Genomic DNA, 15,937 nt, shown 5'->3' on the forward strand with positions numbered 1-15,937 from the left:
TCTTTCGTTATTCATGGGAACTTTTTTATTTTTTATGGTCCATGTGATTTTTTTCATTTTTGTCGCAAGTGCCCGAAATAATTAGGCAAATCGCCAGATGGTAGGACGCTATTTAGTTTTACCAGCCGATGAATGGTAAAATCGGCGAACTATGCGGTCCGGGATGGGACTAACCAGAGGATCGCATGAGCTATAAAGGTGACGTTCGCCTTCTTTTTATTTGTGGAGCGCAGGCATGCAATTGGGAATCGTTGGACTGGGCCGCATGGGCGGCAATATCTCCAGAAGGCTGATGCGCGATGGCCACTCGACAGTGGTCTACGATCGTAGCGAGCAGGCGGTCCAGGGCCTGGCGAGCGAGGGCGCGACGGCGGCAAGCGGGTTGGCCGATCTGGTCAGCAAGCTGCAGTCGCCTCGTGCGGTGTGGGTCATGCTGCCATCCGGCAAGATCACCGAAGACACCATCAATGAGCTCAGCGCGCTGTTGTCCCCCGATGACGTGATCATCGACGGCGGCAACACCATGTACAAAGATGACATCCGTCGCGCCAAGGCGTTGGCCGAGAAGCAACTGCACTATGTCGACGTCGGCACCTCCGGTGGCGTCTGGGGCCTGGATCGCGGCTTCTGCATGATGATCGGCGCTGAAACCGCCGTCTTCGAACGCCTAGAACCCCTGTTTGCCACCCTCGCGCCGGGCGTGGGCAACATCCCCCGTACCTTGGGCCTTGAAGGCGAGTCCAACCGCGCCGAGCACGGTTACATTCACGCCGGTCCGGTCGGTTCCGGCCATTTCGTGAAGATGATCCACAACGGCATCGAGTACGGCTTGATGCAGGCCTATGCCGAAGGCTTCGACATCCTCAAGACCAAGAACAGCGAAGAGTTGCCAGAAGACCAGCGCTTCGATCTCAACCTGGCCGACATCGCCGAAGTCTGGCGCCGCGGCAGCGTGGTTTCATCGTGGCTGCTGGATCTGACCGCCGATGCACTGGCCAGTGACCCCGAGCTGGTCAAATATTCCGGGAAGGTCTCGGACAGCGGCGAAGGGCGCTGGACCATCGATGCCGCTGTCGAACAAGCGGTGCCGGTACCGGTGCTGTCGAGTGCGCTGTTCGCGCGCTTCCGTTCCCGCCAAGACGCCACTTATGGCGATAAAATGCTTTCCGCCATGCGCTTCGGCTTTGGTGGCCACGTGGAGGTGAAGAAGTAATGAAAAAAGGAAAATCCAAGGTAGAAGCAGCTCCGCCCACCACGATTTTCCTTTTTGGCGCCCATGGCGACCTGGTCAAACGGCTGTTGACGCCGGCCCTGTACAACCTCAGCCGCGATGGTTTGCTGGATAACGGTTTGCACATCGTCGGCGTCGACCACAACGAGGTCACCGATGAAGCCTTCGCGCAAAAGCTCGAAGACTTCATCCGCGACCAGGCCAAGGCCAAAGGGGGCAGCGCCGAAGAGGCGCTGGACCCTGCCCTTTGGGCGCGTCTGGCCAAGCGCATCAGCTATATCACCGGCGATTTCGTCGCTGATGATACCTATGCCGCGATCGCCAAGCGCATCGAGGAAAACGGTACCGGCAATGCCATGTTCTATCTGGCGACCTCGCCGCGCTTCTTCAGTGAAGTAGCGACGCGCCTGGGCAAGGCCGGGCTGCTGGAAGAAACGCCCGAGGCCTTCCGCCGCGTGGTCATCGAGAAGCCGTTCGGCTCCGACCTGGCCACCGCCGAAGCTCTTAACGCCAGCCTGCTGAGTGTGATGAGCGAGAAGCAGATCTATCGCATCGACCATTACCTGGGCAAGGAAACCGTACAGAACATCCTCGTCAGCCGATTCTCCAACGGGATTTTCGAGGCGTTCTGGAACAACCATTACATTGACCACGTGCAGATCACTGCGGCGGAAACCGTCGGGGTCGAAACCCGTGGCAACTTCTACGACAGCACCGGCGCGCTGCGCGACATGGTGCCCAATCACCTGTTCCAGCTGTTGGCCATGGTCGCCATGGAACCCCCGGCGGCCTTTGGCGCCGATGCGGTACGCGGCGAAAAGGCCAAGGTCATCGGCGCGATCCGCCCTTACGACAAGGCCGAGGCGATCAAGAATTCGGTGCGTGGCCAATACGCCCCTGGCCCCAAGGGCGAGGCCGGTTATGTCGAGGAGCCCAAGGTCGATCCGCAGAGCCAGACCGAAACCTATGTCGCGCTCAAGGTGATGATCGACAACTGGCGTTGGATGGGTGTGCCGTTCTATCTGCGTACCGGCAAGCGCATGAGTGTGCGCGACACCGAGATCGCCATCTGCTTCAAGCAGGCGCCGTACGCGCAGTTCCGCGACACCGAGGTCGACGACCTCAAGTCCAACTACCTGCACATCCAGATCCAGCCGGACGAAGGCATGTGGTTCGATCTGCAGGCCAAGAAGCCCGGGCCGACGCTGGATATGCAGAACGTCAGGCTGGGTTTCGCCTACAAGGACTTCTTCGAGATGCAGCCGTCCACCGGCTACGAGACCTTGATCTACGACTGCCTGATCGGTGACCAGACGCTGTTTCAGCGCGCGGACAACATCGAGAACGGCTGGCGTGCGGTGCAGCCATTCCTGGATGCCTGGGCGGATGCTGGCAAGGTGCGCATGTATGCGGCAGGGTCCGATGGGCCGCAGCAGGCGGATGACTTGCTGGCGCGTGATAACCGTGCCTGGCGGCCGCTGGGATGAGTGGGGAGGAGGCCGGCAGGGCTGGCATAAGGCTTATGCTCAGCGACATGGACGGCACCCTGCTGTTGCCCGACCACAGCCTTTCGCCTGGCGTGATCGCTGCCGTCGCGCAACTGCAACAGGCCGGGGTGCACTTCAGCCTGGCCAGTGCCCGCCCACCGCGAGCCATGCGCAAGCAGGTCGAGCAGCTGGGCATCGATGTCCCGACCATGGCATTCAACGGCGGCAACCTCTGCGCCGTCGATGGTACGGTACTGCAACGCCACTGCGTCGAGCCTGCCGCCGTGCATACCGCTTTGCAATTGTTTGCCGAGCACCCGGTGACCATCTGGGTGTTCGCGGACGATCACTGGCTGGCCCGTGACCGCAGTGGCGCCTATTTCGATACCGAGCTGCACGCGCTCGGTTATGGTCCGACCTTGGTCGATGATTTCGCCCCGTACCTGGAGCGTATCGACAAGATCGTCGCCACCACAGACGACTTCGCGCTGCTCATAGACCTCGAGAAGCAACTGCTGCCGCTGATCGAAGGCCAGGCGCTGGCATCGCGCTCGCAGCAATATTATCTGGACGTCACCGCGCTGGCGGCCAACAAGGGCGATGCGCTGGCCAATCTCGCCGAATACTTGCACATCCCCTTGGCGCAGACCGCCGCCATTGGCGATGGCGCCAACGATGTACCGATGTTCAAGCGCGCCGGGTTTGCCGTCGCCATGGGCCAGGCCCACCCGGACGTTCAGCGCCAGGCCGATGCCGTGACCGACAGCAATGCCGATGACGGGGTCGTGCGGGCCATTCAGGAATTCATTCTGCCACGCGCCTGATCCCTCGCTCCCTGGGGATTCGGCGACGGGGTGTGCTTCCCCCACGCTGAGGACCACCATGACTGCTTTGATCGAAGACTACGCTGTGCTCGGCAACTGCAGGACTGCCGCGCTGGTCGACAAGAACGGCTCGCTGGACTGGTTGTGTTTCCCCCGCTTTGACGCCCCCGCCTGTTTCGCCGCCTTGCTGGGCGACAGCGACAATGGCCGCTGGCGCATCGGCCCGGTGAGTCCGGATGCCAAGGTCACGCGGCGCTACCGCGACGGCACCATGATCCTTGAAACCACCTTCGAGACCGACACCGGCACCGCCGTGCTGATCGACTGCATGCCCATCGACCAGCCGGCCAGCGTGTTGCGCATCGTTCACGGCCTGCACGGCGAAGTGGATTTCGAAATGGACCTGGTCATGCGCTTCGACTACGGCAGCAGCGTACCCTGGGTCGAAAAAATCAGCCCGCTGACGCTGACCGCCGTGGCAGGCCCGGAGATGCTGGTGATGCGCAGCGCCACGGCGTTGCAGGCGCGTGACCATCACACCGGGAGTCGCTTCGTGGTCAAGGCCGGGGAGCGCAAGGTTTTTCGCTTGTCGCATCAAAGCTCGAACACGCCAGTGCAGGCCGGCTTCGACGGCGAGCAGGCGCTGGAGAGTACCGAGCGTTACTGGTTGGCGTTCTCCGATCGCTGCCCGCCGGTGGGACGATGGAGCGAGCTGGTCAAGCGCTCGCTGATCACTCTCAAGGCCATGACCTACGAGCCTACTGGCGGCATGGTCGCGGCCATCACCACCTCGCTGCCGGAGCGTCTGGGCGGTGAGCGCAACTGGGACTATCGGTACTGCTGGCTGCGCGACGCGACCATGACCTTGCTGGCGTTCATGAATCTGGGCTATTACGAAGAAGCCAGTGCCTGGCGCGAATGGCTGCTGCGCTCGGTCGCCGGTAATCCCGAGCAGATGCAGATCATGTACGGCCTGGGCGGCGAGCGGCGGTTGCCGGAGAGCACCTTGCCCTGGCTCAGGGGCTATGAAGGTTCGACGCCGGTGCGCATCGGTAACGCCGCTGCGACCCAGACTCAGCTCGATGTCTACGGCGAGGTCGCGGATGCCATGAGCCAGGCGTTGCGCAACGGGCTGCCACGTCACCCGCGCAGTACCTCGGTGTCGCGGTTGATCATGCCGTTTCTGGAGAAGATCTGGCAGCAGCCGGATGAAGGCATCTGGGAAATTCGCTCCGAGCCGCGGCACTTTACCCATTCCAAAGTCATGGCCTGGGTGGCGTTCGATCGCGCCGCCAACGTGGCCGAAGGTATCGACCCCCCGTTGCAGGCCCATTACCGGGCGGTGGCCGAGCAGATTCACCGGGAGGTGTGCGAGAAGGGCTTCAACGCCGAGCTGGGCTACTTCGTGCAGTCGTTCGGCGCCGAGGATGTCGACGCGAGCCTGTTGCAGATTGCCTTGACCGGCTTTCTGCCGGCCGACGATCCCCGTTTCGTCGCTACGGTAGCCGCCATCGAGAAGCGCTTGCTGCGCGATGGCTTGCTGTTGCGTTACGAGTCGCACGAGGTGGACGACGGGTTGACGCCGGGGGAGGGGACCTTTCTGGTCTGTTCGTTCTGGCTGGCGGATGTCTACGTGTTGCTAGGCCGGGATGACGATGCCGAGGCGCTGTTCGAGCGCCTGGCGGGATTGTGCAACGATGTCGGCTTGCTGGCCGAGCAGTACGACCACCTGGGCAAGCGCATGCTCGGCAACTTCCCCCAGGCGTTCAGCCATATCGGCATTATCAATACTGCGCTCAATCTGCACCGTGCCCATGCGCCGGCGCAGACGCGCGCGCAGAGTGCTTGATGGGTTAGCGGTGTCAATGCGGGCCTCTTTGCGAGCAAGCTTTGCTCCCACAGGTGTATGAGCCTGTGGGAGCGAGGGTGCGCTTTCAGCCCCGCGGCACCACAAAGCCCCATCCTTTGGCACATCTCCCATCACCCACCCTTGCTATAGTCCTGCCCATCCAAAAACTGTCAGGACGCCCCCATGACCGATTACCAAGCCTTCACCGTCGCCCTGGATGCCGGTATCGCCCATGTGCAGATCAACCGAGCGGCCAAGGCCAACGCCATGAATGCCGACTTCTGGCGCGAGATCGTCGAGATATTCCAGTGGATCGATGACACCGATGCCGTGCGCGTGGTGGTGCTCAGCGGTGCCGGCAAGCACTTCAGCGCCGGCATCGACCTGGCGCTGCTGGCCTCGGTGGCCAGCGAACTGGGCAAGGACGTGGGCCGCAATGCGCGGCTGCTGCGGCGCAAGATCCTGCAAATGCAAGGCTCGTTCAATGCCGTCGACCAGTGCCGCAAACCGGTGCTGGCTGCGGTGCAAGGCTATTGCATCGGTGGCGCCATCGATCTGATCGCCGCCTGCGACATGCGCTATTGCAGCGAGGACGCGCAGTTTTCCATCAAGGAAATCGACATGGGCATGGCCGCCGACGTCGGCACCCTGCAACGCCTGCCGCGGATCATCGGCGACGGCCTGCTGCGCGAACTGGCCTACACTGGGCGCACGGTGGAGCATGAAGAAGCACTGCGCATAGGCTTGGTCAATCGTACGTACGAAAATATCGAGGCTCTGCACAAAGGGGTCTTTGCCATCGCCGGGCAAATTGCCGCAAAATCACCGATAGCCGTGGCCGGCACCAAACGCATGATCAGCTACATGCGCGATCATCGTATCGATGACGGCCTCGAATACATCGCCACCTGGAACGCCGCGATGCTGCAATCCCATGACCTGCGCGTGGCCATGGCGGCCAGCATGAGCGCACAGACGCCAGTCTTCGACGACTGATCCGGCGGACCGGTGCCAAAACCAAGGAATTTCCGTGATGTCGCAACGATGGATCACTTCGGTACTGGATACTCAAACCCGCGGCGGCCTGGCCGTGGTGTTCAGCAAGCAAGGCTTCGCCTTCGACGACAACGGCGTGCTGTTCTCTCGTGAATGGGTCAAGGGCCTCGATCTGCCACTGGCATTCGAACACGGCATCGGCCATTTCGACGGCGAACCGGTGTATTTGCTGGTGCTCGATGGCGCGGCGCAACTGCCCGGCGTTCAATGGCAGGGCCTGCGCGCGTTCATGCTCAATGACGATTTCGCCCATTACCGGGTGCTCGCCTATGCCGCGCAGATTGCCACCTGGGCCAACGAGCACCGCTTCTGTGGACGTTGCGGCGCGGCGAACGTGCAGGTGCCGCGTGAGCGTGCCATGCATTGCGAGGCTTGCGATCTGCGGGCGTATCCGCGGATCTCGCCGAGCATGATCGTGCTGATCACGCGCGGGGACGAAATCCTCCTGGCCCGCTCACCGCGTTTCGTCACCGGGGTCTACAGCACCTTGGCCGGTTTCGCCGAGCCGGGCGAGTCGGCTGAAGAGTGCGTGGTGCGCGAGGTGTTCGAGGAAGTGCAGCTCGAGGTGAAGAATATTCGCTATGTGGGCAGCCAGTGCTGGCCGTTCCCGCATTCGATGATGCTGGGCTTTCATGCCGAGTACGCCGCAGGCGATATCGTGCCTCAGGCCGACGAGATCGAAGATGCCCAGTGGTTTCGGGTGGATGCGCTGCCACCGCTGCCGATGTCGCGGTCGATCGCACGGTATCTGATCGATCTGTACGTTGCCCAGCGCCTCGGTTTGCCAGAGCCGACGATGCCAGGATAATTGTCGCGCACACCTGATGGCCCTTTCGGCGGCGGAGGGGCCCTCGAGCGCACCCACACCCTTGGTCACAACTCACTGACGCGATACACACACCGCCGCGAATCCGTCAGCAGATGCTCGACACGCTCCACGCGCGCGCCGAGCACTTGTTCGAACAGCTGCAACTCGGAGCGGCAGAAATTCTGGCAGGCACTGGCGGCCGCGCAGATCGGGCAGTGGTTCTCGATCAGCAGGAAGGCACCGTCCTGCGTGGCAGCATATTCCGCCATATAACCTTCTCGGCTGCGCACTTCGCTGAGGCTTCTGACTTTGTCCTCGAGGTTCGTCGCATCCCGCATGGCCAGCGCATAGTTTTCGCCATTGCGCTGTTCACGCACCTCGATCAACCGATCTATCGCATTTTCACCGAACGTTTCCCGCACCGCGTCGAGCAACTGCACGGTCAGATCGCCGTGGCTGTCGGGAAAGCGGCTGTGGCCTTTGCCGGTCAACTGCCAGAGCTGTATCGGCCGCCCCACGCCACGGGGTTGCGAATAAGCCTCGACCAGGCCGCTGCCTCCCAGCTTGACGAATTGTTGGCGTGCCGCCTCGCTGGTCATGCCCAGCGCCTCGCCGGCCTCTACCGCTTGCTGAGGGCCGCGCGTCTTCAACAGCCACAGCAGGCGGTCTGCGGTAGACCCAGGGGGATTTTCCAAGCTTTCTCTTGACAAATGCGGTGCTCACTCGAAGAATAAAAAAAGTAAACGCTTTGTAAAACAAAATAAGCGATTGCCAGCCTGTTGGCAACTTCGCGCACCGCCAGCCTGGGAGGCACTATGTCGACGGTACAAGGAACATGGGCGCAATTGTTGCGCGGCCGGAACGCCGCGTGTTCGGCTGCTTTGGCCGGTGGCGTGGCATTGCACGCCATCAATATCTATATCGCGACCACGGTGTTGCCATCGGTGGTCGCGGATATTGGTGGCCTGAATCTCTATTCATGGAACACCACACTGTTCGTTGTCGCTTCGATCCTCGGTTCGGCCTTGACCACTCGGCTGCTCGGGCGTCATGGCTCAAAGGGCGCCTACGCGGTGGCCGCACTGGCGTTCATGCTCGGCAGCGCGACCTGTGCGCTGGCGCCAAATATGCTGGTGATGCTGACGGGCAGGACGATCCAGGGGCTGGGCGGGGGATTTTTATTTGCGCTGAGTTATTCGATGATCAATGTGGTCCTGCCGGAGCGGCTCTGGCCGCGAGCCATGGCCCTGGTCTCGGCGATGTGGGGCTTGGCGACGCTCTTGGGGCCAGCCATCGGCGGGGTGTTCGCCGAACTGCAGGCGTGGCGCTGGGCTTTCGGGTTTTTGGTGCCGGTCACAGCGGTGTATGGCGTGCTGGTGTGGAAGCTCCTGCCGGAAAAAACCTAGGCCGAGGGCGATGCCAATCCCGTCGCGATGCCGCAACTCCTGTTGTTGGTCGGCGCGGTGCTGGTGGTGAGTGCGGGCAGTGCCTCGGTCGATCCGATCTGGAATGCCAGCGGTGTGGTCGTCGCTTCGGCGCTGATGTCCATGCTGGTGCGCCTGGAGCGTCGTGCGGTGGTACGCCTGCTGCCGGCTTCGGCACTGAGCTTGCGCTCGCCTTTGCTTGCCCTGTACCTCACCATGGGGCTCTTGGTGGTGGGCATGACCAGCGAGACCTTTGTGCCGTATTTCCTGCAAAAGCTGCACGGGCAAACACCTTTGGTCAGCGGCTACATCGCAGCCTTGATGGCGGCAGGATGGACGGTGTCGGAAGTCCTGAGTTCGGGCTGGAAGGCGCGTGGCGTTCGCTTGGCGATCATCAACGGGCCAGTGCTCGTGCTCCTGGGCATGCTGTTGCTGGCGTTGAGCATGCCGCGTTCGGGCGATGAGTCCGGACAGGCACTGACGTTGATCTGCGTGGGCCTGGGGCTGGTCGGCTTCGGAATCGGGCTGGGCTGGCCGCACCTGTTGACGCAGGTGCTGGTGGTGACACCGGTGCGGGATCAGGACTGCGCGGGCGCATCGATCACCACCGTGCAACTGTTCGCGACGGCGTTGGGTGCGGCCTTTGCGGGAATGATCGTCAATCTGGCGGGGCTTGGCGATCCAGGCGATGCGCAAGGTATCAGCGCTGCGGCGATGTGGCTGTTCGGGCTGTTTGCCTTCGCGCCGCTGGCGGGAATCGTCACCGCCGTGCGTGCCGCCAGAACGGTCACAGCGGATTGAAACCCCATGCTATGAGGGGGACACCAGGCCCCCGGTTCAAGCTGGTACTCACGCCTGGCCGAACCAGTGCTGCCAGGCCAGGCGCACGGTCAGTGCCAGCACCACGCTGATGAACACCGGCCGAATGAACTTGGCCCCGCCGCCGATGGCCGTGCGTGCGCCGAAGAATGCGCCGATCATCACGCAGGCGCCCATGCACAGGCCGATCAACCAGTCCACCTGGCCGTTGATGACGAACACCATGAGTGCCGCAGCGTTACTGACGAAGTTCATGCTGCGCGCCACACCGCTGGCCTTGACCAGGTCGATCGGATAGAGCAAGAGCGTGCTCACCGTCCAGAACGCGCCAGTCCCCGGCCCGGCGACGCCGTCATAGAAACCCAGTGTGAAGCCCTGCGGCGATTGCCATTTTTTGCGGATCGGTACGTCGACGTCCAGCGGCGCCTTGGGCGTGCCGCCGAACAGCAGGTAAAGGCCGCACCCGAAGACGATCACCGGGAGCATCTTGTTCAGCCATTCGGCAGGCAGGTAATGGGCGACCACAGCGCCGACCAGCGCGCCGATGGCGGTGCAGATCAGGGCGTGGGTCCATTGCCGCGGATGGAACAGCTTGCGCCGGTAGAAGGTGAAACCGGCGGTGGCCGAGCCGAAGGTCGAACTGAGCTTGTTGGTGCCCAGTACCAGGTGCGGCGGCATGCCGGCGGTGAGCAACGCCGGGGTGGTCAGCAGACCGCCGCCGCCGGCGATGGCATCGATGAATCCGGCCACGAAGGCTACAACCGCGAGTATCCCGAGGGTGGTAAGGCTGACGCTGAGTTCGAAGGGCATGGAAGGCAACTTGCTGGGCAGGGATGCGGCGCCAATGGTGCACCGCGAAAGCCGGCATTGTACCTAGGGATTCAGGGGCGATCCATGCTGGTGAGGGTCGGGTGGTTTCATGTTGCCAGGGCGGGATCTCAAGCCAGAAACCCGCCATCCACATTGATCGCCGTACCCGTGGTATAGCTCGACGCATCGCTGGCCAGATACAACACCGCCCCGGCCATCTCTTCGGGCTGGGCTACCCGCTTGAGCGGGATCTGCACCATGGCCGTCTTGAGGATCGCCTCGTTATTGACCAGCGCCGAGGCGAAACGCGTGTCGGTGATCCCGGGCAGCAGTGCATTGCAGCGGATTCCCAGGGGCGCGCACTCCTTGGCGAATACCTTGGTCATGTTGATCACCGCCGCCTTGGTGATCGAATACACCCCCTGGAAATGCCCCAGCGTGACCCCGTTGATCGACGCCACGTTGATGATGCTGCCGCCGCCATGCCCGCGCATCAGCTTGCCAGCCGCCACCGACATGAAGAAGTAGCCACGGATATTCACGTCCAGCGTCTTCTGGAACGCCGCCAGGTCAGTATCGAGCACATGGCCGAATTGCGGATTGGTTGCGGCGTTGTTGACCAGGATATCCAGGCGCCCGAACTGCTCGGCCACTGCCGCGAACACTGCCTCGATCTGCGTCATCTCGCCGATATGACAGGCCATGGCCGTGGCCTTGCCTCCGTCGGCAACGATCGCATCCGCGACTGCCTGGCAGCCTTCAAGCTTGCGGCTCGAGACAATCACATGGGCGCCTTGCCGGGCCAGCAGGCGCGCGATGGCTTCACCAATACCGCGGCTGGCGCCGGAAACGAAAGCGATCTTGCCGTCGAGGTCGAACAGGGTGGTCTTGGTCACTGGCGTTGTCCTTGGAAGGTGAAGGGGGAGGGCGGCCCGTGCCTGCAGCCATCGGCCTGGCGGCGAGCGGGCTGGAGGCTGCAGTGCTCAGAGCCGCGATTGCTCGATGACCTGCAGGCCCATCTGTTCGAGCAAACCATTCATGTGGATGAACGAAGCAAAGCGCGGATCGGCGGTCTGCCCGTGATAGAAACGAAAGTAGATCTGCTGGATGATCCCGGCCAGACGGAACAAACCATAGACCCGATAGAAGTCCATGTTACTCACCCCGATGCCCGCGCGTTGCGCGTAGTACGCCACGAATGCCTCGCGGCTGAGCATGCCCGGGGCGTCGCTGGGCTGGCGCCGCATCCATTGCAGGGGCGCGGGATCGTCAGCTTCGATCCAGTAGGCCAGCGAGTTGCCCAGGTCCATGAGCGGGTCACCCAGGGTGGCCAGCTCCCAGTCCAGCACGCCGATGATGCGCAGCGGGTCGGCCGGGTCGAGGATGACATTGTCGAAGCGGTAATCGTTGTGCAGCAGGCTGACGCGGCCGCTGTCTGGCGGCTGTTTGTCGCGCAGCCAGGACTTGACGGTATTCCATGCCGGCGCGTCCGGGGTGCGGGCCTGATCGTAGCGCTCGCTCCAGCCGCCCACCTGACGCTGCACGTATCCCACGGGCTTGCCAAGGTCGCCCAGGCCACAGGCGACATAGTCGACGTGGTGCAGCTCCACCAGCCGATCGATAAAGCTCTCGCACAGGCGGCGAGTGCTCGACGGATCGAAGTTCAGCGCTTCGGGCAGATCGGTGCGCAGGATGATGCCTTCGACCCGCTCCATCACATAGAACTCGGCCCCGATGATGGCTTCATCCGTGCAATGCAGCAGGGCCTGCGGGCAATAGGCAAACGCCGGGCGCAGCGCGTTGAGGATGCGGAATTCGCGGCCCATGTCATGGGCACTGCGGGCCTTGTGGCCGAAGGGGGGACGCCTGAGCACCAGCTCGCGCTGCGGGTACTGGAGCAGGTAGGTGAGGTTGGAGGCGCCCCCGGGAAACTGGCGGATGTTCGGGGTGCCCTGCAGGTCGGGCAGGTGGGCCTTGAGCCAGGCGTCGATACGCGCGCCGTCGAGGGCTTCGCCCGGGCGTACATCGGTGGCGGTGTCCGTGAGTGCCATGGCGTTACCTTCGTTTCAGTGTCGAGCTGAAGGCTAATCTAGTGCGCGGGCAGGGAGGGGGCAAGCGGGGCGGGCTGTTATCAGTGAGGGTGTTGCGGGTGGATCAGTGAATTTGATCCCAGGAGCATCGATGAACCAGTGGGAGCGGGCTCTGGCCGCAAAAAACTTCGCGGACAGAGACCGCTCCCACCGTGTTGGTCAGCCTTAGTTCAGGCCCAGCTTGCCGCGCAGGGTCGACAGGTCTTCAGCCAAGGTGTTGACCGGGCCGATGAGGGCCTTGCGATCAGCTTCCTTGACCTTGTCATAGGTCTCGTAGCCGCCGTCCTTGGTCTTGTACTTGGCCAGGATCTTGTCGACCGTGGCGAAGTTCTTGTCGACCTTGGCAATGAAGGCCTTGTCGGTCTTCTCGACTTGTGGACGGAACAGATCGACGATTTTCTTCGCGCCGTCGACGTTGCCCTGGAAGTCATACAGGTCGGTATGGCTGTAACGGTCTTCTTCGCCGGACACTTTGGTGGCCGCGACTTCTTCCATCAGCGCAGCAGCCCCGCCAACGACTTTCTCAGGCGGGAAGGTCAGGCCGGCGATGCGGGTCTGCAGGTCCTTGACGTCCTTGAGCAGGCCGGCGGTCAGCTCTTTGGTGCCATCGGTGGTCTTCTTGTCCCAGAGCAGGTATTCCAGGCGGTGGAAGCCGGTGAAGTCCTCAGCGTCGACGCCTTTTTCGTGGTCGTCTACGCGTGAGTCGATCGAACCGTCCAGGTCGCTGAACAGTTCGGCAATCGGCTCGATCGATTCATAGTGCACACGAGTGGTGGGGTACAGTTTCTTGGCGGTCGCGATGTCGCCCTTGTTGATGGCGTCGGTGAAGGCCTGAGTCTGGGTAACCAGTTGGTCGACTTGCTCGGTCACGTAAATCTTGTAGTCGGAGATCGGTGCGACCAGATCCAGCGTCGCCGGAGCGGCGGCGAATGCCGAGAACGGCGTGCTCAGCATACCCAGGGTCATCAACAGCGCCAGCGGTGTCTTTTTCATGGAAGTTCTCATACGCAATATTAAGGGTCAGGCCACGGTTTTTGTATGCGAAGCAGCAAGCAGCGACTGACCGATGAAGTCCTTGTCGCCTTTCACGCCGGGCAGAGTGAAGAAGTACCCGCCACCGGTCGGCTTGAGGTACTCCTCCAGTGGCTCGCCGTTAAGGCGGGTCTGCACGGTGATGAATCCTTTTTCCAGGTCAGCCTGGTAGCAGATGAACAGCAGCCCCATGTCGAGCTGGCCATTCTTGTTGACGCCGTTGGAATAGTTGAACGGGCGGCGCAGGATCAGGTTGGCCTGCGATTGCGGCGTGCGCGGATTGGCCAGGCGGATGTGCGCGTCGAGCTTGGTGATCTTGCCTTCCGGGTCCTTGGCGTAGTCGGGGACGTCGGTCTCGACCTTGCCGTCCATGGGCGCGCCGGTGGGCTTCTTGCGCCCGAAGATGCTTTCCTGCTCCTGCAGCGGGGTGCGGTCCCAGCGCTCGACCAGGTTGCGAATGATCCGCACCACCTGGTAGCTGCCGTTGGCGGCCCAGGCCGGCTCGTCGCTGTCCGGTTGCACCCAGACCAAGGCGTTCATGGCTTTGGCGTCGTTGGAGTCGGGGTTGGCCGAGCCGTCGCGGAAACCCAGGAAATTACGCGCGCTCTCCGGCGGTTGGCCGGGTTTGAGCGGCGGTTGCGCCGGCACGGTCCCTTCTTGCTTCCAGCGCACGAACAACAGGTCAGGCAGGTTCTTGATCACGTCACGCAGGGCGTGGATGTTGGTGTCGGCGCTGTTGGAGCAGAACTGCAGAGAGATATCGCCGTGGCAGCAGGCGGCCTCGAGGCCGTCGTTGGGGAAACCGACCATCTGGCTCAGGCGTTTGGGCTTGACCGCAGCCAGGCCGAAACGCTCGTCGAACAGCGAATTGCCTACCGAGACGGTGATGGTCAGGTTGTCCGGAGTGACCACCGGGCCGAGGATGCCGGAGTCCGGCGGCGGCAGCTTGGGGTCGATCTCGGCAACCGGGCCGCCTTTCATCAGGAAGCGGATACGCTCGTCGAGGGTGCGGAACAGGCGCTCCAGGTCCTCGCGGTCCTGGGCCAGCACGTCGAAAGACACCATCATGCCGGCTGTCGGGCGCGGGGTGACGATGCCGGACTGATGCACGCCTTCATAGGCGTGCGCGTCGGCGGTCTTGTCGCTGTGCGGCGCTTCGGTGACCTTGGCTTCAGCGGCCATGGCCGGGCAGGTCAGTGCACTGCCGGCCAAGGCAGCACCGGCAGCGCCGAGGCCCATGAGGACCTTGCGGCGTTGCAGCGAATGTGGCGCGTTGTCTGAGTGTTTCATCGAATATCGTCTACGTGGTTACTGGCCGGTCAGGCCGAGGGCAGGAGAAATTCCGTCCAATGCGTCAGCCAGGGCCTTGGCGCGGTCGGCGATCTGCTTGCGCTGCGAGGCATCGACCTTGTCGTACGAGATATAGGCGTCGTGGTCCTTGAAGCCGTTGAGTTGCACGTCGAGGTCGTTGGCGGCGGTATCGATGCTGGCCAGTACTTGCGGGCCGGACTTGGTCAGCAGTGGGCGCAGCAAGTCGACAACCTTGCGGGTGCCTTCCAGGTTGGCGGCAAAACCGTTGAGGTCGCTGTGGCTGTAACGCTCTTCTTCGCCGTTGCTGCGGGTCTCGGCGAGGCTGCGAATGTTGCGCGAAATGATGGTGATCAACTGCTCCGGCGGCAGTTGCTGGGCCAGCAGTTCCTGCTTCAGGCGAGTAACGTCGGCCAGCAGTTTTTTCGCGACCGGCGTCAGGCCATCGACGCTGTTCTTGGCGAACAGGCCGTACTCCAGACGGTGGAAGCCGCCAAAACCTGGGTCCTGCTCGCGTTTTTCGTAATAGTCGGCGCGGGCTTCGATGGCGTTGTTCAATTCGGCCATGCGCTGTGCGGCAGGGGCGATGTGCTGATATATGGTACGCGCGGGTACGTACAGCGCTTGTGCCTGGGCCAGGTCGCCCAGCGCGATGGCGGCATTGAGGGCATCCACGGCCTGGATCAGCGCGCTGCCCTGCATGCTCAGGTACACGCGGTACTCGGACAGCGGGCCGACGAAATTGACCAGCGATGGCTTGGCCTTGGCCTGGGCATCGGATTCTGCCGTCGCGGTGACGTGCAGCTTGCCACGCGGGTTGCTCAGCAGGCCGCAGGTGATGGCGTAGTCGCCAGGCTGCAGGTTGGCGTTGATGATCGAGCTCAGGCCGGGCACGATGTTTTCACGCTCTTCGACCACCAGCACGCCGTCGAGGATCTCCCATTCCACTGCACGGTCCGAGGCGTTGACGATCTTGAAGCGGGCCTTGCCGGCCGGCAGCGTCAGCGAGTTCGGTTCGCAGCTCTTCGGGTGGATGGTAACGGTGATCTCACCTTCGCTATTGGCCGCGCGTTTGCTCGAGGCAGACTTCGAGGCGTAATAGAACAGGCCGCCGGCAGCGATCATGAGGATTACCGAACCGGCCACCGCCACGCGAATCAGGCGCGGTGGCAGAGGGGATGCTGGGTTGGACATGGAAG

At 62.6% G+C, this 15,937-nt stretch carries 15 protein-coding genes; 8 read left to right on the forward strand and 7 right to left on the reverse strand.

Translation table 11 applies throughout. From position 1 onward, the window contains the following. Nucleotides 1-235 precede the first annotated feature (235 nt). The 6 genes from gnd (at nt 236) to nudC (ending at nt 7,255) form a co-directional block, all read left to right on the forward strand. Nucleotides 236-1,213, forward strand: coding sequence for a phosphogluconate dehydrogenase (NAD(+)-dependent, decarboxylating) (gnd, locus tag REH34_RS24310; RefSeq protein WP_311969443.1), 978 nt, complete (start codon nt 236-238; stop codon nt 1,211-1,213). Next, nucleotides 1,213-2,718 carry a glucose-6-phosphate dehydrogenase gene (gene zwf / locus REH34_RS24315; protein WP_226507301.1) on the forward strand — a complete coding sequence of 502 codons (1,506 nt, stop codon included), beginning with the start codon at nt 1,213-1,215 and terminating at the stop codon, nt 2,716-2,718. Before gnd ends, zwf begins: the two co-directional genes overlap by 1 nt. A gap of 35 nt (nt 2,719-2,753) precedes the next feature. Further along, entirely contained in the window at nt 2,754-3,542 is a 789-nt protein-coding gene (locus REH34_RS24320) for an HAD family hydrolase (protein WP_311969444.1), read from the forward strand. A gap of 58 nt (nt 3,543-3,600) precedes the next feature. Further along, nucleotides 3,601-5,391, forward strand: coding sequence for a glycoside hydrolase family 15 protein (locus tag REH34_RS24325; RefSeq protein WP_311969445.1), 1,791 nt, complete (start codon nt 3,601-3,603; stop codon nt 5,389-5,391). Between the two features lie 183 nt (nt 5,392-5,574). Then, nucleotides 5,575-6,387: a crotonase/enoyl-CoA hydratase family protein gene (locus REH34_RS24330; protein WP_311969446.1), complete on the forward strand. Its 813-nt coding sequence runs from the start codon at nt 5,575-5,577 to the stop codon at nt 6,385-6,387. A gap of 37 nt (nt 6,388-6,424) precedes the next feature. Continuing rightward, nucleotides 6,425-7,255 (forward strand): NAD(+) diphosphatase, encoded by an 831-nt coding sequence (gene nudC / locus REH34_RS24335; RefSeq protein WP_311969447.1) that lies wholly within the window; start codon nt 6,425-6,427, stop codon nt 7,253-7,255. 65 nt (nt 7,256-7,320) lie between these two features. On the opposite strand, the gene REH34_RS24340 is transcribed toward nudC, so the two are convergent. Next, nucleotides 7,321-7,950: a metalloregulator ArsR/SmtB family transcription factor gene (locus tag REH34_RS24340; RefSeq protein WP_311969448.1), complete on the reverse strand. Its 630-nt coding sequence runs from the start codon at nt 7,948-7,950 to the stop codon at nt 7,321-7,323. Nucleotides 7,951-8,070: 120 nt separating this feature from the next. Here REH34_RS24340 and REH34_RS24345 point away from each other — a divergent pair, with 120 nt between their 5' ends. Both REH34_RS24345 and REH34_RS24350 read left to right on the forward strand, forming a co-directional pair. Continuing rightward, the gene (locus tag REH34_RS24345; RefSeq protein ID WP_409373171.1) at nt 8,071-8,661 is read left to right on the forward strand and encodes an MFS transporter; all 591 of its coding nucleotides are present in this window, start codon (nt 8,071-8,073) and stop codon (nt 8,659-8,661) included. 27 nt (nt 8,662-8,688) lie between these two features. Further along, a complete protein-coding gene (locus tag REH34_RS24350; protein ID WP_311969450.1) occupies nt 8,689-9,480 on the forward strand; it encodes a hypothetical protein in 792 nt (263 codons plus the stop codon). Nucleotides 9,481-9,528: 48 nt separating this feature from the next. On the opposite strand, the gene REH34_RS24355 is transcribed toward REH34_RS24350, so the two are convergent. The 6 genes from REH34_RS24355 to efeO (REH34_RS24380) form a co-directional block, all read right to left on the reverse strand. Continuing rightward, nucleotides 9,529-10,308, reverse strand: a complete 780-nt coding sequence (locus tag REH34_RS24355) for a TSUP family transporter (protein WP_311969451.1) — start codon at nt 10,306-10,308, stop codon at nt 9,529-9,531. 128 nt (nt 10,309-10,436) lie between these two features. Beyond that, complete coding sequence (locus tag REH34_RS24360; protein ID WP_311969452.1) at nt 10,437-11,204, reverse strand: SDR family oxidoreductase; 768 nt, start codon at nt 11,202-11,204, stop codon at nt 10,437-10,439. 87 nt (nt 11,205-11,291) lie between these two features. After that, nucleotides 11,292-12,359 carry a phosphotransferase family protein gene (locus REH34_RS24365; protein ID WP_311969453.1) on the reverse strand — a complete coding sequence of 356 codons (1,068 nt, stop codon included), beginning with the start codon at nt 12,357-12,359 and terminating at the stop codon, nt 11,292-11,294. A 204-nt stretch (nt 12,360-12,563) separates the two neighbouring features. Beyond that, nucleotides 12,564-13,391, reverse strand: coding sequence for an iron uptake system protein EfeO (gene efeO, locus REH34_RS24370; protein ID WP_226507291.1), 828 nt, complete (start codon nt 13,389-13,391; stop codon nt 12,564-12,566). Nucleotides 13,392-13,418: 27 nt separating this feature from the next. Further along, complete coding sequence (gene efeB, locus REH34_RS24375; protein ID WP_311969454.1) at nt 13,419-14,720, reverse strand: iron uptake transporter deferrochelatase/peroxidase subunit; 1,302 nt, start codon at nt 14,718-14,720, stop codon at nt 13,419-13,421. Nucleotides 14,721-14,738: 18 nt separating this feature from the next. Then, nucleotides 14,739-15,932: an iron uptake system protein EfeO gene (gene efeO, locus REH34_RS24380; RefSeq protein WP_311969455.1), complete on the reverse strand. Its 1,194-nt coding sequence runs from the start codon at nt 15,930-15,932 to the stop codon at nt 14,739-14,741. Between the last annotated feature and the right edge of the window lie 5 nt (nt 15,933-15,937).

Origin of the sequence: Pseudomonas baltica, from assembly GCF_031880315.1 — a bacterium.
Classification (GTDB): domain Bacteria; phylum Pseudomonadota; class Gammaproteobacteria; order Pseudomonadales; family Pseudomonadaceae; genus Aquipseudomonas.